Origin of the sequence: Streptomyces piniterrae, assembly GCF_005048155.1 — a bacterium.
Taxonomy (GTDB): Bacteria; Actinomycetota; Actinomycetes; order Streptomycetales; family Streptomycetaceae; genus Streptomyces; species Streptomyces piniterrae.
Map to the genome: position 1 here is coordinate 441,450 of NZ_SUMB01000004.1, position 17,225 is coordinate 458,674.

The 17,225-nt window shown below is 70.6% G+C and carries 17 protein-coding genes; 8 read left to right on the forward strand and 9 right to left on the reverse strand.

The window, feature by feature from the left end; genetic code table 11:
• From FCH28_RS14465 to FCH28_RS14475, 3 genes are all read right to left on the reverse strand, one after another.
• Positions 1-297, reverse strand: a complete 297-nt coding sequence (locus tag FCH28_RS14465) for an acyl carrier protein (RefSeq protein ID WP_136740270.1) — start codon at positions 295-297, stop codon at positions 1-3.
• Positions 294-1,265, reverse strand: a complete 972-nt coding sequence (locus FCH28_RS14470; RefSeq protein WP_187363845.1) for a 3-oxoacyl-ACP synthase — start codon at positions 1,263-1,265, stop codon at positions 294-296. The genes FCH28_RS14465 and FCH28_RS14470 overlap by 4 nt, the downstream gene beginning before the upstream one ends.
• Positions 1,266-1,613: 348 nt before the next feature.
• Complete coding sequence (locus FCH28_RS14475) at positions 1,614-2,597, reverse strand: ArsR family transcriptional regulator (RefSeq protein ID WP_136740271.1); 984 nt, start codon at positions 2,595-2,597, stop codon at positions 1,614-1,616.
• A 186-nt stretch (positions 2,598-2,783) separates the two neighbouring features.
• Between FCH28_RS14475 and FCH28_RS14480 the strand changes: the two genes are divergently transcribed.
• The 3 genes from FCH28_RS14480 to FCH28_RS14490 are packed head-to-tail and all read left to right on the forward strand — an operon-like array spanning position 2,784 to position 5,490.
• Complete coding sequence (locus tag FCH28_RS14480) at positions 2,784-4,409, forward strand: hypothetical protein (protein ID WP_136740272.1); 1,626 nt, start codon at positions 2,784-2,786, stop codon at positions 4,407-4,409.
• The gene (locus tag FCH28_RS14485) at positions 4,406-4,849 is read left to right on the forward strand and encodes a hypothetical protein (protein ID WP_136740273.1); all 444 of its coding nucleotides are present in this window, start codon (positions 4,406-4,408) and stop codon (positions 4,847-4,849) included. Before FCH28_RS14480 ends, FCH28_RS14485 begins: the two co-directional genes overlap by 4 nt.
• A gap of 5 nt (positions 4,850-4,854) precedes the next feature.
• Positions 4,855-5,490, forward strand: coding sequence for a DUF3558 family protein (locus FCH28_RS14490; protein ID WP_136740274.1), 636 nt, complete (start codon positions 4,855-4,857; stop codon positions 5,488-5,490).
• Between the two features lie 19 nt (positions 5,491-5,509).
• On the opposite strand, the gene FCH28_RS14495 is transcribed toward FCH28_RS14490, so the two are convergent.
• Together FCH28_RS14495 and FCH28_RS14500 are read right to left on the reverse strand one after the other, a co-directional pair.
• Positions 5,510-5,968, reverse strand: a complete 459-nt coding sequence (locus FCH28_RS14495) for a PPOX class F420-dependent oxidoreductase (RefSeq protein WP_136740275.1) — start codon at positions 5,966-5,968, stop codon at positions 5,510-5,512.
• 166 nt (positions 5,969-6,134) lie between these two features.
• Positions 6,135-6,959 (reverse strand): AfsR/SARP family transcriptional regulator, encoded by an 825-nt coding sequence (locus FCH28_RS14500; RefSeq protein ID WP_136740276.1) that lies wholly within the window; start codon positions 6,957-6,959, stop codon positions 6,135-6,137.
• A gap of 256 nt (positions 6,960-7,215) precedes the next feature.
• On the opposite strand from FCH28_RS14500, the gene FCH28_RS14505 reads away from it, so the two are divergent.
• Positions 7,216-9,492, forward strand: coding sequence for an MMPL family transporter (locus tag FCH28_RS14505; RefSeq protein WP_246102841.1), 2,277 nt, complete (start codon positions 7,216-7,218; stop codon positions 9,490-9,492).
• Positions 9,493-9,568: 76 nt separating this feature from the next.
• On the opposite strand, the gene FCH28_RS14510 is transcribed toward FCH28_RS14505, so the two are convergent.
• Together FCH28_RS14510 and FCH28_RS14515 are read right to left on the reverse strand one after the other, a co-directional pair.
• Positions 9,569-9,955: a chorismate mutase gene (locus tag FCH28_RS14510; protein WP_136740277.1), complete on the reverse strand. Its 387-nt coding sequence runs from the start codon at positions 9,953-9,955 to the stop codon at positions 9,569-9,571.
• Positions 9,956-10,145: 190 nt separating this feature from the next.
• The gene (locus FCH28_RS14515; RefSeq protein ID WP_136740278.1) at positions 10,146-10,721 is read right to left on the reverse strand and encodes a TetR/AcrR family transcriptional regulator; all 576 of its coding nucleotides are present in this window, start codon (positions 10,719-10,721) and stop codon (positions 10,146-10,148) included.
• A 76-nt stretch (positions 10,722-10,797) separates the two neighbouring features.
• Here FCH28_RS14515 and FCH28_RS14520 point away from each other — a divergent pair, with 76 nt between their 5' ends.
• Positions 10,798-11,760 carry an alpha/beta hydrolase gene (locus FCH28_RS14520; protein WP_136740279.1) on the forward strand — a complete coding sequence of 321 codons (963 nt, stop codon included), beginning with the start codon at positions 10,798-10,800 and terminating at the stop codon, positions 11,758-11,760.
• Between the two features lie 290 nt (positions 11,761-12,050).
• Here the strand turns inward: FCH28_RS14520 and FCH28_RS14525 are convergent, their stop codons facing one another.
• Positions 12,051-12,770: a GntR family transcriptional regulator gene (locus FCH28_RS14525; RefSeq protein WP_136740280.1), complete on the reverse strand. Its 720-nt coding sequence runs from the start codon at positions 12,768-12,770 to the stop codon at positions 12,051-12,053.
• Between the two features lie 215 nt (positions 12,771-12,985).
• On the opposite strand from FCH28_RS14525, the gene FCH28_RS14530 reads away from it, so the two are divergent.
• Together FCH28_RS14530 and fdhD are read left to right on the forward strand one after the other, a co-directional pair.
• On the forward strand, positions 12,986-14,359 hold the full coding sequence (locus tag FCH28_RS14530; RefSeq protein WP_136740281.1) for an FAD-dependent monooxygenase: 1,374 nt from the start codon (positions 12,986-12,988) through the stop codon (positions 14,357-14,359).
• Positions 14,360-14,562: 203 nt separating this feature from the next.
• Positions 14,563-15,426 (forward strand): formate dehydrogenase accessory sulfurtransferase FdhD, encoded by an 864-nt coding sequence (gene fdhD / locus FCH28_RS14535; RefSeq protein ID WP_136740282.1) that lies wholly within the window; start codon positions 14,563-14,565, stop codon positions 15,424-15,426.
• A 120-nt stretch (positions 15,427-15,546) separates the two neighbouring features.
• On the opposite strand, the gene FCH28_RS14540 is transcribed toward fdhD, so the two are convergent.
• On the reverse strand, positions 15,547-15,990 hold the full coding sequence (locus FCH28_RS14540) for a MarR family winged helix-turn-helix transcriptional regulator (protein ID WP_136740283.1): 444 nt from the start codon (positions 15,988-15,990) through the stop codon (positions 15,547-15,549).
• A 156-nt stretch (positions 15,991-16,146) separates the two neighbouring features.
• On the opposite strand from FCH28_RS14540, the gene FCH28_RS14545 reads away from it, so the two are divergent.
• Positions 16,147-17,088 (forward strand): quinone oxidoreductase family protein, encoded by a 942-nt coding sequence (locus FCH28_RS14545; RefSeq protein ID WP_136740284.1) that lies wholly within the window; start codon positions 16,147-16,149, stop codon positions 17,086-17,088.
• Positions 17,089-17,225: the final 137 nt, after the last annotated feature.

The following is a 17,225-nucleotide window of genomic DNA, read 5'->3' on the forward strand; positions in this document are numbered from 1 at the left end:
TCAGGAACCCTCGGCATGTGCCTCGTATGCCTCATGTGCCTCATGTGCCTCTCCCGACTCGGGCGCTCCGGTCTTGCGCCGGACGAACTCCGTGATGCGGTTGGCGGTCCTGAAGCTGTCCAGATCCAGGTCCTCGACCCCGACGGTGAGGCCGAAGTGGCTCTCGACGAAGGTCACCAGCTCCAGTGCGAACAGTGAGTCGGCGAGGCCCTGGGCGAAGTAGTCGTCGTCCGGCTCCACCTGCCGACGAAGAGCCGCGCTCAGAAAGCCGGTGATCTGCGAGGTGATGTCGTTCATGCCGTGTCCTCCTGTGAACCTGTCCCGACCAGCAGCAGACTCCAGGCGGCCACCGGGCTCACGTTGATCAGGACCGCAAGGTCGCCGGGGGCCAGCTCCTTGCGGTCGAGTGCGGTGTGGAGATTGAGGAAGACGTCGTTGGGACCGAGGTGTCCGTACTGCCGGAGGTTCTCCCGGCACGCCGGCAGCAGTTCGATGTCCAGGGAGTCCTCGAGGAAGGTGAAGCTCCCGGCGGACAGGTTCTGGCTGACGAAGCCGGCGACGTCCCCGCGGCCGATTCCGTTGCGCCGCAGCAGGTCGTCCAACATCGCGGAGAGGTGGTTGCGCGTCTCCATGGCCAGGCGGAAGGAGTAGGTGCTGGGCTCGGTGCACTGTTCGCGCCACTGAGCGGTGGGGCGGTCCCGGTAGTCGATGTGGAAGAGGTCCCAGTAGCGCCCGTTGGTCAGCTGCGCGATGTCGAGTACCCGTATCCTCCCGCTGCGGGAGAGCAGCAGTGCCTGCCCGCCGTCGCCGTTCACCGTGACGGGGTGGCGGTAGCGCAGGGCGGCGGCCGGCTTGCTGCCGTGCACGACCAGGACATGGTCCAGCGCAGGGTCCGCGGCCAGCAGTCCGCGGGCCGTCAGCAGGGCCGGGGTGATCGAGACACAGCCGAGCCCGCCCACCGAGAAAGTGGTGGCGTTGTCGGCGCCGAGCAGGTGCTGGAGCCTGGTCACCTCGGAGCTGAGGAACCTCTCCTGGACCCGCGACTCCACCATCACCAGTGCGCCCAGGTCCCGGGCGTCGAGCCCCGCCTGTTCGAGCGCCCGACGCGCGGCGCGTTCCGCGAGAGTGACCGAGCTCAGCGCGTCGTCCGCCCGGACCGTGTCGATGCCCAGACCGTCGCATGTGCGGCGCTCGGTCTCGTCGAGCGTCCGTACGTCGGTGATCGGCAAAGTGTGCTCGGGCAGATACCAGGCGGCGCTGCGGATGGCGACGGGTGCTGCGCCATGCTGGAGGGCCTGCTGGGACACGGTCGTCGTTCCCTCTCGTCTAAGGCAGGATGTCCGGGTTGTCAGCCGATCTCTGCGACGTACCAGGCCGAGGTGGGTTCGACACGGCGCGGTGCGCCGGTGAAGGTGACCGCGTTGGCCATAGGGCCTCCAGATGAACGCATTCCTCGGGACGTCCCGAATTCTCCCGAGGTCAACTGACGCCGAACTGACGCAGCGCTGACAGCATTCGATGAGGGTGCGTCATGGATTGGACGGTGAGGGTGGCCCCGGTCGCACATCACCGGCCCTGCCCGGCCCGGTCAGGTCACGTCACGTCACGTCACGTCACTGCAGGCTGCCCCTCTGGGCGCCGCGGATGAGGGCGTGGCCCAGCGAGGTGGTGATGTGCAGGGCCCGGCCGGACTGTCGGACCGTGATCAGCAGCCCGGCGTCACGCAGTTTCGCGGTGTGCTGGCTGACGGAGGATGTGGAGACGGACAGGCTTCCGGCCAGATCGCCGGTGCTGCGGGCGGTGCAGGCGGCGACGAGGACGGCCGCCCGGACAGGGCCCATCAGCGCGCCCAGCACCTGCACCGGGTCGTGCCGGGCATCGGGCCGGGCCCAGAGGTCGTGCGGGACGGGATACACCAGCACGGGTGCCAGCGCCTCGTCGAACAGCGAGACCGGCGCCGGCCAGCAGAAGTAGGAAGGTTGCAGGGTCAGCCCTCGGCCCCGCAGGTGCAGCGTCTGGCACACCGGGTAGTCGACCTCCAGCACCGGCGGCACCCAGCGCATCCGCGGCCCCAGTCCGGCGAGCAGAGCCTCCGGACCGCCCTCGCGGATGGCGTGCCGCCGGATCAGGCAGTCCGCCTCGACATGGGCGCGGATCCGTGGCCAGTACGGTGCGAGTGCCTCCGTGTGGAAGGCGTGGATCGCGCGCCCGAGCGCGTCCGTCGCGGAGTGCCGCCCCTGCGCCAGCCGGCCGACCCAGCCGGATAATCGGCGCCCGGCGGCCAGCCGGGTGAGGTCGGTGTCCAGGCGGTGCGAGGGGGTGCCGGTCACCGCGCGGACGGCGGTGGTGAGACCGCCGGTGCCGGGCGCGGGCGTCAGGAAGTCGGGAGAGTAGCCGTACGGCGGCAGCAGATCGGCCAGGATGCGGCTGTCGGCGGAGAGCCTGGGCCGTACGGACTGCCGCCAGGCACCGAACGCGGTGGTGCCGTCCCTGCGTTGCAGGGTCTGCACGCTGTTGGTTATCTCCCACATGTGGTCGGGGCCCGCAGCCACCCGGATCCGACTCAGGTCCTCGGCGGTGAAGATGATGCGCAACACGGTTCGTCCCCTCCCCTGTGCATATCCGTCCCCTGCCCTGCGCATTGGGGCCGCCACCTGCCGGTTTAAGCCCCGGCTTCCCCGCCTTGCCAGGTCGGTGTGACGCTCCCCACTCTTTGGGAACCATGAAAGCAGAGACATCCCGAGCCGTCCGATGGCACAGGAATCACATCAGGACGTCATGTGATGACCGTGCCTGAGCAGACCGCCCAGAACAACGGCCCCCGGTACACGCACAGCGAGGCGACCCGGCTGCTGTGCGCGGGCGTGTACTTCGACGGGACGTTCCGGCGCCGTGTCATCGAGCAGCTGGTCGAGCACGAGGAACGCCCGATCGCGCCCTCGCTGGGCATCGACGCCCTGCCGGTCCTCGCGCATGCGCTGCACGCCCGCCGCCGGGAGACCGGGACCGGGCTGGTACTGCTGCTGATCTGGGTGCTGTTCATCGGGCTCGGACTGGCCGGGGTCGGCTGCGACCAGACGGTGTTCCCGATCCCCTGGTTCGTGGCGTACGCGCTGGTCGGATTCGTGACCTATGTCGTGCAGGGTTCGACGGGCACCGCCTTCACGCTGGACCGCGCGGTGTTGAAGCAGGCCACGCGGGGCCGTCTGAAGGCGGTACTGCCGGTCCTGCCGTTCGTCCTGATGCTCGTCTACTGGGGCACGGTCGGCTTCTCGCTCTTCGCCGGCGCGGACGTCTGGGCGGCCGTGGTGTTCCCGTTGCTGATGATGCTGCCCGTATGGGAGTACCAGACGCACGTCCGAGACCTCATCCGCAGCGAGCTGAGCCGTGAGGCCTTCCGGGCGGGCCCCCGCAAGAAGCTGCCGGACGGTGAGCAGTTCCAGCGGATCGGCGCGGCCATCGACCGCGAGCAGCATGCGCGGCTGACGATCTACGACCCGTTCCGGCCGTTCGTCGGGGCCGGGAAGCCGTACAAACCGTGGTCCGTGGTCATGGAGTTGAAGGGCGGCGACACCGGAGGACAGCCGCTCACCGGACGCGAGGTCATCGACCTCGTCAAACCGCGGCTTGAGGAGCTGCGCAAATCGTCGGTCACCAGCGTCGACCGCCTCCGTTCCCTCGAAGTCGACGAATTGGTGTATCTGCCGGTCGGGCTGGCCCGGGACCGGTTCGCGCAGGAACTCGACCGGACCGACAGGCATCTGGAGGCGGCGGTCGGCGAGGGCGGCGAAGGACGCCGGCACTTCCTGCGAGTGCGCATCGGGGCGTGGGACGAGCAGATCGGGATCTCCGTCCTGGTCCGTGTGCACACCCAGGGCGGGATGCTCGTGCTGGAGGTCGTGCCGCATGTGCTCAACCCGCTGCGCCCGGAGTTCCGTTCCGTCGACGTGATCGCGCAGCGCACCACGGACGGCGCCCTGCCGCGCGACCTCGTCCGCGTACTGCTCACCGGCCCCGGCTCGGGCATCGCCGCCGGGCTCTGCCTGTTCCGCACGGTCGTCTCGGACCTCCGCGTCTGGCTGACCATGCCGCGGTACGCACTGCCCGACGGGCCCGCCGCGTCGGTGCGGGAGCTGGGGAGCGTGGAGGAGGTCTCCCTGTTCCAGGAGATGGACATCAGCCGGTACGTGAAGACGCTCCAGGACCGGATCTCCAGCGGGGTGGCCAAGGCGCTGCATGCGAAGGGCTACGAGACGGGCGACTTCGAGCAGTACGTGATCAATGTGAGCGAGGGCGGCGTGTTCATCGGGGAGCTGAGCAACAGCGCGGTCGCGGTGGGCGAGAAGTCGTCGGCGAAGCAGCTGAAGTTGGAGAAGGCAGGAAAAGACGGGGGAGGCAGTACGTCATGACAGTGGGCAAGGGGAATCTGGAGCCGCAGCCGGGCGGCATCAGCATCGGCACCATGCATGGCGGCGCAGTAGCCCAGGGCTCGCATGCCCAGGCCGTCAACGTCTCGCACGGTACGGCTGACATGAGCGACACGTCCAATGCATCCGAACTGCTCGCGGCGGTGACGGCTTTGCGCGAGCAGCTGAGCGCACTGGGTGCACTGAATGAACTGGGCGAGGTCGGGGACCTGACCGAGCTGCGCGAGCTGGGTGAGCTGGGTGAGCTGGAAGCCCAACTCGCGGCGGCGGAGGGGGAGATCGAGGCAACAGGGCGGATCGGGCCCACCCGTCTGGAGTGGCTGCGCGACCGGGTCGCGATCGGCGCGACCGCGGCGACCGGACTCGCCGCGGCCGGGCAGGCCGCCGAGCAGCTCGCCCGGCTCATCGGCGGGCAGGGGTAGGCACCGTGGACCAGTGGGACGAGAGCAGGCAGGACTGGACGGAACCGGACCGCGCGGAGGGACCCCTGCCGGGCACCAGGACCGCACGGGTGGCGGTGGTGACGGCGGTCGCGGTTGTGCTGTGCGTGGCGGCGGGGGTCGGGATCTGGGCGTGGGCACGTGACGCCGGTGCCGACACCTCGGGCGCCGGCTCCCCGGACGGATCCTGGCCGAGTGCGTCGTACGGCAGCACCCAGAACGCAGCCGGGGAAACGGCCGGTACGGCCGGTTCCGGCGACGTCCCGTCGGACCCCTGCGCGGCGCTGAGTTCCGAGCTGGAACAGAAGTGGGAGCTGCAACGCGACACCACGATGACCGAACCCGGATGCCGCTGGGTCCCGCAGGGCGACCGGACGCACTTCATCGTGCTGCGCTACTCCGATACAGGGCCCGCACAGTGGGACAGCATTTCGCCCATCACGGTCGACGGCGTCCCCTCGGCGACGAGCCACCGAATGGCCTCGAGGTGCATGATCCAGTGGCCGACATCGTTCGGGAGCGCGTCGGTGGCCGTCAATGCGCTCTACAACGCCGGCGGCAGGGACCTGTGCGACATCGCCGCGGACTTCACGGCAGCGGTGGCTCCCAACGTGCCGCGCTGACGAGTGACTGTCAGCGGTCTCAGCCGTTGATGTCGAGTGCCGTCCCGTACAGCCGGGACACCTTCAGTCGGATGACCACCCGGCGCTCGGCGACCAACTGCTCCAAGAACGCGTCTTCGTCCTGCGGCTTCGCGGCCTCCGGCACCATCGCGAGCAGCTCTCGCCCGACCGCATCACCCGGCGTGGTCGTTATCTCGGAGACCTCGGCCTCCCCCTCGGCGACGGCGAACGACCATACGTCGCCGCCCGGAACATGCACGGCCGCCCGCGGATCACGCCGGAGCTGCTTGACCTTGATGCGGTCGGCAGTCGTGGAGAACCGCACGACGCGCGCTTCGGGATCCCAGTGGTAGAGCATGGTGGTGAGATGAGGATGGCCACTGCTCTTATTGGTGGCGAGGGTGCCGAACTGCTGGGTGCTCAGCAGTTCGGAGAGCGCGTCGTCGGACAGGGTGCGGGGTGCGGGGCCTTGAGTCATACCCTGATCAACTCCTGTGCGTGCCCGGACATTCCACGGTAACCGGAAGTCGGACCACCAATTTCAGCCCACCAAGTCAGGCCACCAAGTCAGGCCACCAAGCCTTTCAGGGCACGAACTTCCGTAACCGGCCCTGCGGGTGAACGAGTCGCCCGTGCGTCATCCCTCACGCCGCCGGTGCGGTCACCGGCGCCGCGGTCGCCGGCGCCCCGCGATCCGTGGGCGTACGAGGCAGTAGAGCCGGGTCCTGTCGCAGCATGCGCTGGTGCAGTTCACGTAGTGCCGGGCCCGGGTCGCAGCCGATCTCCGCCGCGATCCGGCGCCGGGTGTCCTCGTACACCAGCAGGGCGTCCGAGGACCTGCCACCGCGGTACAGCGCCAGCATCAGCAGCTCCACCAGCCGCTCGCGGAGCGGGCGCGTCGCCACCTGTCGTACCAGCTCGTGCACACACTCCCGGTAGTTGCCGAGCGCCAACTCGGCCTCCATCCGGGCCTCCAACACCATCAGCCGCTTCTCCTCCCAGCGGCGACGCTCCGCCTCCAGGGAGGGGCCGCCGAGCCCCTCGGCGAACTCGCCGCGCCACATCGCCTCCGCCTGCGCCGCCAGTGCGATCGACCTCCGCAGGTCGCCGGAGTCCCGAGCGACGAGCGCGGCACGCAACAGTGCGCGGCGCTCCAGGAGATCGTCGGGCGCGGCGCCGTCCAGCCGGTAGCCGGTGCCCGTCCACACCAGGTCCGGCGCGCCGTCGCCGGACAGCGCCCGTCGGATTCCGGACACGTACTTCTGCACCAGGTTGCGGACGTGGCTCGGCGGATGGGCGCCCCAAACAGCCTCCACCAGCGCGCCGTAGGACATTGGCCGCCCCTCCTGCAACAGCAGCACCGCGAGCACCGTGCACTGCCGCGGCGGGCCCAGCCGGATCTCGACGGTGTCGCGCGAGGCCCGCAGGGGGCCCAGCAACTCGAAACGCACGCCTTGGCCTTGGGTCATTCCCGCAGCCTAACCCCGGAACGCCGCCCAACCACCGCCCCTTGGAGGGCCGTTCCCGTGGACGTTCCAGCGGCTCTTCCAGCGACTCTTCCAGCGCACGTTCCAGCGGTTCTTCCGGCGCCGGTGCCAGCGAGAGTGCCAGCCACCGGTCAGCGACGCGCACGAGGGTGCGGTCATGCACAGCAAAGAAGCAGCGGCCATGCGCGGCAGGCAAACACGGAAAAGGAACAGGAAAGGAGCAAGGGACGAGGAAGAATTGAGGGAAGCGCCGGGCGGCGGGCTGATGCCGTGGCTGGGGAGGCTGGCCGTGCGCCGCGCCGGCGCGGTGCTGCTGGCCGCGCTCGCCCTGCTCCTCGGCCTCGGGGCGTACGGGGCGGGCGCGCAGGACGACCTCCAGCTGTCCCGCTGGGAGTCGCCCGGCAGCGAGTCGGTGCGAGTCGGCGAAATCCTGCGGGACACCTACGGAACCGGGAACCCCAACCTCGCGCTCGTGGTCACCGCCCGCCGGGGCTCGGTCGACAGCCCACACGTCGCCGCCGCCGGACGTGCCCTGGTCCGCGAGGTCGCGGGGCAGCCGCGAGTCACCGACGTGACCGCGTACTGGACCGGGCGCAGCGCCGCCCTGCGCAGCACCGACGGCCGCCATGCGCTGATACCGGCCCGTCTGGAGGGCAGCGCCACCGCCACCCGCGCCGAACTCGCCACACTCTCCCCCACGTTGACGCGCACGACGTCGGACATCACCGTACGGGTCGGCGGCCAGGAGGAGATCTCCCGACAGGCCAGTGAGCAGGCGCGGCGCGACTTCCTCACCGCCGAGACGCTGGTGCTCCCGGCCGTGGTGCTGCTGCTGATCCTGGTCTACCGGCGCACGGTCGCCGCCCTGCTGACGGTGGGCGTCGGGCTCCTGTCAGTGCTCGGCACGCTCGCCGGGCTGCGGCTGCTGGCCCAGTTCACCGACGTGTCCACGTTCGCCGCGAACATCGCACTGGTGCTGGGACTCGGACTGGGCATCGACTACAGCCTCTTCCTGATCAACCGCTACCGCGAGGAGCGCGCCGCGGGGCATGAGCGGGAGACCGCCGTGGTCCACTCGGTGGCGACGGCGGGGCGCACCATCGCCTTCAGCGGGATCACGGTCGCGGTGTCCCTGTCGGCGCTGCTGATCTTCCCGTTCTTCTTCCTCAGCTCTTTCGCCTACGCGGGACTGCTCGTCGTGGCCACCGCGGTATCCGGAGCGGTGCTCGTGCTGCCCGCCGCGCTCGCCCTCTGGGGCCACCGTGTGGAGCGGGCACAACCACCCGCGCCCGCCGGCGGCTTCTGGCATCGGACCGCGCTGGCCGCCATGCGCCGCCCGCTGCTCAGCGGCTCGGCCGTCCTCGGCGTGCTGCTGCTGGCCGGCTCCCCGTTGCTGGGCATCAAATTCGGGCTGCCGGACGAGCGCACCCTGCCACCGGGCAGTTCCTCCCGCACCACCTCCGAGATCATCCACCGGACCTTCCCGGCCGAACCCACCGACACGATCCATGTGGTGACCCGGGGCCACGCGGCGGACGAGCCGCAGCAGCTCGCCGCCTACGCCGCCGCTCTCTCGCGCCTGCCCGGGGTGTTCCAGGTGGACTCCCCCGCCGGAACCCACCGCGCCGGCAAACTGGTGAGCCAGCTCAGCCAGGTCAGCGACCGGGACGGGACAGCGCCCCGGACACGGACACGTACACACCCTGACGAGACAGAGCCCCGGACACGGACACACCCCGACGGCAGCCGACTTGCGGTGATCCCCACCCAGGAGGCGATGTCCGGAGACGTCCCCCAACTGGTCGCCAACGTACGAGCCGTCCCCGCACCCTTCGACACGCTCGTAGGCGGCTACCCGGCCGAGACCACCGACTTCCGCGCCACTCTGCTCGACCGGCTGCCCTGGGTCCTGGGCCTCATCCTCACCGCCACCTTCGTCATCCTCTTCCTGATGACCGGCAGTCTGCTGCTGCCCGCCAAGGCCACCGTGCTGAACCTGCTGAGCCTGTCGGTGATGTTCGGCTGCCTGGTATGGGTCTTCCAGGAAGGACATCTCTCGGACACGCTCGGATTCACCCCCACCGGGTCGATCGAGCCGAGCATTCCCGTGCTCATGTTCTGCGTCGCCTACGGCCTGTCCATGGACTACGAGGTCTTCATGCTCGCCCGGATCACCGAGGAATACGCGAGAACCGGCCGCACCGAGGAGGCCGTTGCCACCGGCATCCGCCGCAGCGCCCCACTGATCACCGCGGCGGCGGGCATCCTGGCGCTCAGCTTCGTCTCGTACGCGACCGGAGGCGTGGTGTTCCTCAAGGAGCTCGGCGTCGGCACGGCGCTGGCCATCCTCGTCGACGCGACACTCATCCGTGTCGTCCTGCTGCCCGTCGCCATGAAACTGGCCGGCCGGGCGAACTGGTGGGCACCGGCACCGCTGCGCAGACTGCACGCCCGCTGCGGTCTGGACGAGACCTCATCGATATCCGGATCGACACTCAGATCGACATCCGGCTAGGCGGATCCGTCAGGACGTCTGCCACCGGCCATCGATCTCCCGGGGCTGCGAGATCTCCGAGATCTCTCCCGACTGATCAGTTCTCGGCCTCGGCGCCTGTCCCGTCGTGAGAGTCGTTCCGGCCAGCACCCTGATTCGCGATCGCCTTATGGTGACGGACCACTTCCCCGATGATGAAGTTGAGGAACTTCTCCGCGAACGCCGGGTCCAGCCGGGCGTCCGCGGCCAGCGTGCGCAGTCGCTCGATCTGCGCGGCCTCGCGGGCCGGGTCGGCGGGTGGCAGGCTGTGCCGGGCCTTGAGCTCGCCGACCTGCTGGGTGCACTTGAAACGCTCGGCGAGCAGATGCACGAGCGCGGCGTCGAGGTTGTCGATGCTGCTGCGGAGGTAGAGCAGCCGCTCGCGGGCCGCCTCGTCGGAGACGGAAGCCGCGTCGCCGACCGCCGGTGCTGTCCCTTCGCTCATGTACGTCTCGCCATTCTCGGGGGGCTCGGTGATCGGCTGCACATTACCCGGATTGCGGTGGCCTGCCGGGGGTGGTCTCGCAGATCGGACCGGATCGGGGGGATTCGCAGCGAGCCCGCGCCGACCTGGAGCGGGGGGCGGGCGGGGCCAGGGTGGCACCGCGAGCAGGGCAGCGCTATCCGCCGCAGCACTAAGCCTGGCCGGGACCGTCGGCGAAGTGTGCCAGAACCATCTCGACCAGTGCGGTGACGTCGGCATCGACCATTGGTCCACCGGTCATGCCCATCCGGTGGAGCAGGACTCCCACCACGACGTCGATGAAGAACAGGACCCGGTTCTCCGGCTCGCCGAGCGCGTCCTGGAGCGCGAGCCGGTAGGGGTCCTGCAACCGCGTGGACAGGATCTCGCGCAGGGCCGGGTCGCTGACGGCGTCACTGAACACACCCGCGAACGCGTCGCCCACCCCGGGCTCGGCGATCTTCGCCGCGATCCAGCGGATGGTCGAGGACATGAGCTCGGCTCGACTGGTGCCCTCCAGCGGCGCCGGGCCGAACGCGTCCAGGAGGCAGTCCACGATCAGCGCGCCCTTCGACGGCCAGCGCCGATAGACCGTCGACTTCGCGACGCCGGCCGCGGCTGCGATGCGCTCAACGGTGGCGCGCGCGTAGCCGAGCTCGTGGACCGTGCTCAGCGTCGCAGCGAAGACCACCGCGTTGACGCCGGTGCGCGGGCGACCGGGAGGTCTGGCGGGTGTGTTCGAAGTCATACCCACACGATACCTGATTTCGCTACCTTGAGTATCGATACCTGAAGTCGCGAAACTCTTGAGGTGAGGAGAAGTCATGAGTGAGGTCACTGCTGCAGGGCGGCCGCCGGAGCCGGACTGGCTGGCGATGACGGACGAGGAACTGGTCGCCTACCGCGACGCGGAGAACCGCGTTCGGGCGTCCGCCGCGGCGCGGGCGATCACCGGGGATCCGGATCCCGGCGCCGCGATTGAATGGCAGAAGGTGGCGCTGCCCGGCCGCGAACTCCCGGTCCGGGTGTACCGTCCGGCCTCCGGGCGCGATGGCGAAGGCGCCGGACGGACGGACCTGCCACTCGTACTCCACGTGCACGGAGGCGGGTACGTGGGCACGGCGGTGCAGTGCGACTGGGTCACCAGCCACCTCGCCGCCCAGCTGCCCGCAGTCGTCGTCTCGGTCGAGCACCGCCTCATCGGTCCGGAATCTCCACTGTCGGCGGCCGTCGACGACGGCTGGGACGTACTCCAGCACGTGGTGCGGCATGCCGCACAGTGGGGCATCGAACCGGCCCGGACCGCTGTCTTCGGCGAGAGCTGCGGCGCGTTGATCAGCGCCCTGGCAGCGATCCGGGCCAAAGAGGCCAGCCTGCACCTTATGGCGCAGGTGCTGGTCAACCCCGCTGCCGATGTGACCGAGACGATGCTCGACTACGCCTCGATCACCCAGCACGCCCACACCCCGACCCTCACCGTGCCGCAACTGCACCTGTTCCGGCGGCTCGCCGTACCACCGGGAACCGACCCTCGCGCGCTCTCACCACTGTCGGCCGACAACCTGAACGGGCTGGCCCCAGCGCTCGTGGTGGTGCCGACTCACGACCCATTGGCCGATCACGGCCGCCGCTACGCGGAACGATTGCAGGCGGCCGGGACACCCGCGCGGCTCACCGAATACCCCGAAGCGGGGCACGCGTTCCTCAGCATGCCGGGCGTGGCACAGCAGGCCGAGGCCGCGCGAGCGGAGATCCTCGACTTCCTCCGAACCTCCCTCACCGCGTGAGGCGAAAGGCAAGCACCGACCCGAGCCACAGCCCCGCCCCGGAACACACGGCGGGCCTCGGGGCCGCAGCACCACGGCTCCCTCGACTCGGACCCGACTCGGACTCGACTGACACAGGCTCAACGTCACCAACCCACCAACCCCGACCAGCACGCGGCCACGATCAGCACACACCAAGGAGATGAACCTCTGCTGATCTCCGATCGGTTCGCAGAACCGTTCTCACTCAAGGGCGACGAGGGCGGTTCTGCGAGTTGGGTGGCGCGGGGATCCCCCCGGTCCGGAACCCATCAGCCGCGCTCCCCCTCCTGGTCGCGCTCCCTCTCCCGGTACGTACGGCGGGTGTGCTCGGTGTGCTCCCGCATGACGGCGGTGGCGCGTGCCTCGTCGTGGTCGGCGATCGCCGCGATCAGCTCACGGTGCTCAGTCCACGACTGCTTGCCTCGCTGGCCGGCCACCGGCGTGTAGCACCAGCGCGCCCGGCGGCCGACCTGCGCGGCCAGCTCGGCGAGTACGGCATTGCCGGCCAGCTCCATCACCTTGGCGTGGAACGCGGCGTTGGCCGCCACCGCCGCGTCCACGCCCTCGTCCACATCCCCGTCCTCGTCCACGTCCGCTACGGCGCGCTCGCCCTCGGCGCACAGCTTCTCCAGATCCGCCACCCCTGCCGCGCCGGCGTTCGCCGCGGCGAGCCGGGCCGCCTCCGCCTCCAGCAGGGTGCGGACCGTCAGCAGCTGGTCCGCCTCCTCCTCGGTCGGCTCGTGGACGAAGGCGCCCTGTGCCGGACGAAGATCGACCCAGCCATCGGTGTTCAGCCGCTGGAGGGCCTCCCTGACCGGCTGCCGGGAGACGCCCAGATGGCCGGCGAGATCGCTCTCGATCAGATGCTGGCCGGGGACCAGCGCACGGGTGGTGATCAGTTCGAGCAGCGCCTCGTAGACGCGCTCGCGCAGCGGGCCGGGACGTTCGAGCTTCGGCATGGCTCCCTGCGACAGCCCTTCGGAGAGCATCGGGTCCCCTCGCACGATTGGTTACCGGGTTACAGACTACCGAGCGTCACGGCTCGTAGCGGGCAGCAATGGCCTGATCATTTGCGTCACGGCGGGGCCGGATCGCCGTACCCGTCAACTCCTGCGAAGATGCCCCCGTTTGGGCCGGGCCGACCGACCATCGGCACCGGGGCAGAGCATCTCGGGCACGCCCGAGCGGGCAGGGGGACGGCCATATGCGCCAGGAAAGCATCCCGATCCAGGGTGGCAGTGTCGCCATCGTCGGGGGCAGTATCGCCGGCTGCGCCACGGCGCTCGCCGCGCACCGGGCGGGCGCCGCCCGGATCACCGTCTACGAGCGAACCGCCGGCCGGCTCGCGGACCGCGGCGTCGGCCTCGCCGTACACAACGCGCGGTACGCGGAGCTGGCCGCCGCCGGCTATATGGATGCGGCGATGCCGTGGGTGCAGCTGACCACCCGCCGCTGGTACACGCGCGACGGCGACGCGCCCTTGGGGCGCCTGGTCGGCGTCCACCCCTTCCCGTTCCGGTCGTACTGCTGGGGACCGCTCTGGCGCGAGCTGCGGGACCGGCTGCCCGCCACCACCGACTTCCGTACGGGGGTGACGGTCGACAAGGTCACCGGGGCGGCCGACGGCGCGACGGTACGCGTCGCCGGGGTGGGCGGGGTCGGCGGGGTCGACGGAGCGGCCGATGCCGGGTCGGTACGCGTAGACGAGGTCGCCGGGGCGGCGGACGCCGGGTCGTCACGCGTCGGTGACGGCACCAGCCCCACCGGCCCCACCGGCGGCCACGAACGCTTCGACCTCGTCGTCGGCGCCGACGGCTACCGCTCGATCGTCCGCGACGCGGCGTTCCCCGACGTCCGGCCCAGCTACGCCGGCTATCTCGCCTGGCGCGGCGCGATCCCCGCCGAGCGGCTGGCCGCGCTCGACCTCCCCGGCCTGCCGCCGACCCCCTGGGCGCAGGAGGACTGCATCTATGTCGTCTTCCCCGGCGGCCACGTGATCATCTACCGCATCCCCGACGGCAACGGCGGCCACCGCGCCAACTGGGTCCTCTACACCGCCCCGCCCCCGGGCCTCGACCTCCACCTGGACACTCCCACCAGCCTGCCGCCCGGCACCCTCACAGGGCCGCTGCACGCCCATCTCGCCCATGTCACCGGCGAGTTGCTGCCCCCGTACTGGGCCGGGCTGATCCGGCTGACGGCACCACAGGAAGTCTTCATCCAGCCGATGTACGACTTCACGGCGCCGCGCTACACCGCCGGGCGGCTGCTGCTGGTGGGCGACGCGGCCACCGTGGCCCGTCCACACACCGCCGCCGGCGCGGCCAAGGCGTTGCAGGACGCGGCCGCCCTGGAGGCCGCGCTGCGCGCCGTACCGAACCGGCCCGACGCGCTCGATGCGTACGGCACGGAGCGCGGCAGATCCGGCCGGACGATCGTCGAGCTGGGGCGGCAGCTGGGCCGCACCCTGGTCCAGGACACCCCGGACTGGCGGACGTTGGATCAGGCCGGACTGGATTCGGCCTGGTCGGCGGCGGACGGCTCGGGCGCGTTCGGCGGGCGCGAGCTGACGGGGTGAGGCGGTGACGGGCTGGCAGCACTGGCGAGCCGATGCGGCCAGGTCGGTCGGCGACGACCGGCGGCTTGGAATACCGTAGACAATATTCAGCCGTCGGGCGCCGACTCGGGCGCCCCGTGCTGTGGAGGCGGCCGCAACCTCACCCCTCCCCGTGCAGGACAATGAAATCGTCAAGTTCACCGAACGACTGGGACTGATCAGGCATGGGACGGGTCACCGAGCGACGCCGCGTCATCCGCATCCGCGACGGTGTCGTGAGCACCCGCCCGGACACCCTCGTCGCCGAGGAGCCGCTGGAGATCCGGCTGGGCGGCAAGCCGCTGGCGATCACGATGCGCACGCCGGGCGATGACTTCGCGCTGGCCGCGGGCTTCCTGGTGAGTGAGGGAGTCCTCGGCCGTACGGAAGAGCTGGCGAACATCGTCTACTGCGCGGGGGCAACGGAGGACGGGTCCAATACCTACAACGTCGTCGACGTCCGGCTCGCGGACGGTGTCCCCGTCCCCGACATCACCCTGGAACGCAACGTCTACACGACGTCCTCCTGCGGACTGTGCGGCAAGGCCAGCCTGGACGCGGTGCGCACCAGTGCCCGCTGGGACCTGGACACCTCGCCCGACACCCCGGTCCGCATCGACCCGGCGACACTGGCAGACCTCCCCGACCGACTGCGAGCCGCCCAGCGCGTCTTCGAGCGGACCGGGGGCCTGCATGCCGCCGCGCTGTTCACCACGGACGGCGAACTGCTGGACATACGGGAGGACGTGGGGCGCCACAACGCCGTCGACAAGATCGTCGGGCGGGCGTTGCAGCAGGGCCTGCTGCCGCTGTCGTCCTGTGTGCTGATGGTGTCCGGCCGGGCCTCGTTCGAGCTGGCGCAGAAGGCCGTGATGGCGGGCATCCCGGTCCTCGCCGCGGTCTCCGCCCCCTCCTCGCTCGCCGTCGACCTGGCGGCGGAGACCGGGCTGACCCTGGTCGGATTTCTGCGCGGGACCTCCATGAACGTGTACGCGGGCGAGCACCGCCTGGGCGAGTCGGTCCTGCGCGCCGCTGCTGCCACGGGCTGAAGCCGGCACGGGGCAATGCCGGCACGGGGCAATGCCGAGACGGGCTGAGAGCGACACGGATACGGGCAGGGGCTGAGGCCGGCGCGGGCCGAAGCCGGGCGCCGCCGTAGCCGCCTCGCCTCACTCCCCCGGCAGTGCGATACGCGTCAGCAGCGCGATCAACTGCTCGCGCTCCTCCGCACTCAGGGCCGCGGTCAGTTCCGCGTTGGCCTCGTCGCCGAGGCGCTGCGTACGGCGCAGCCGCCGGCGGCCCTCCGCCGAGATCTCGATGGCGTTCTTGCGCCGGTCCTTGGGGTCGGGGGTCCGGGTGACCAGCTCGTCCTTCTGGAGGTCGTTGACGATGGCGACCATGTCCTTGGGGTCGATGCTCAGCGTCCGGCCGAGCTCCGCCTGGGAGACCGGGCCGAGTTCGGCGACCGCCGAGAGCACGGCGTGATGCATCATCCGCATGCCCTCGGAGGCGAGTGCGTCGGCGACGAGGCGGTGGCCGCGTGCGGCGGCGCGGCCCAGCAGCCAGCTGGGGAGGGCACGGATGCGGCTGGGGGCGTAGGGGATGTCGGACATGGGATCACCGTATCGGGATTCCACCGAGTCCATTGGGGTACCCAACGAAAAACGGTTGGTTCTCCCAATGGTTTTCTGGTTATTGTTGGGGCACCCAATGAAACGGGGCCGGTGCATGTGCTGCACGCCGGTCCGCGATCCCGGAGGTGTCCGCCCATGCGCCGAGTCCGATTCCATGCCTACGGCGGCCCCGAAGTCCTGCGCGTCGACGAGACCGAGGCCCCCGAGCCCGGCCCCGGCGAGCTGCTGGTGCGTACGGAGGCGATCGGCGTGACGCTGCCGTGTGTGCGGCGGGTGCGCGGGGACGGCAACGGAGGGGGCGATCCGCTGCCCGGCACGCCCGGTGGCGAGATCGCCGGTGAGGTCGTTGCGCTCGGCCCGGACGTCACCGGCTTCGCCGTCGGCGACCGCGTCACCTCACTCACCTTCAGCGGCTCGTACTGCGAACTCGCCCTCGCGCCCGCCTTCCTGGCCAGCCGGATCCCCGACGATGCGAGCGCGGTGCAGGCGGTGGCACTGGTGCGCTCCGGGCATGTCGCGCTCGCCGCGCTGAGCACCGCCGCGCCGGTCGGCGCCGAGTCCGTGCTGATCACCGGTGCGGCCAGCGGCACCGGGCATCTCGTCGTCCAACTGGCCAAACTCCAGGGCGTGCCACGGGTGGTGGCCGCCGTCAGCTCAGCGGCGAAGGCGGAGTTCCTGTACGGGCTCGGGGCCGACGAGGTCGTCACGTACGACCAGGAGTCCTGGGGCGAGCCGGTCGACATCGTGCTGGACGGCGTCGGCGGCGAGCTGCTGCCGTCCGCCCTCGCCGCACTCGCACCCGGCGGACGGCTGATCTTCTTCAACTCCGGCGGCGGCACGGTCCCGGCGTGGGAACTGCTGGCGGGGTCCAAGACCATCACCGGGCTGACGATGCGGCGGTTCGCCGAGGTCCACTCGGAGCTGTACGAGCGACACCGGGCACAGCTGTGGGAGCTCGCCGGTTCCGGGCAGCTGCGGGCCGCCGTGCACGCCGAACTACCGCTGGCCGACGCCGCGAAGGCGCACGAGATCATCGAGGCGCGGGGCAACCTCGGCAAGGTGGTGCTTCTGCCGTGACGCAGGGTCAGGCGCTGGGCAGGCGGCGCGTACCGCACACCCGGGGCGGCGACGCACATGGCACGCGCGGGGTGGGCGGCGCGTACGGCAGAGCGGGGCTGACACCTTCGGCACGCCCGCCACAGGCGCAGCGTGCG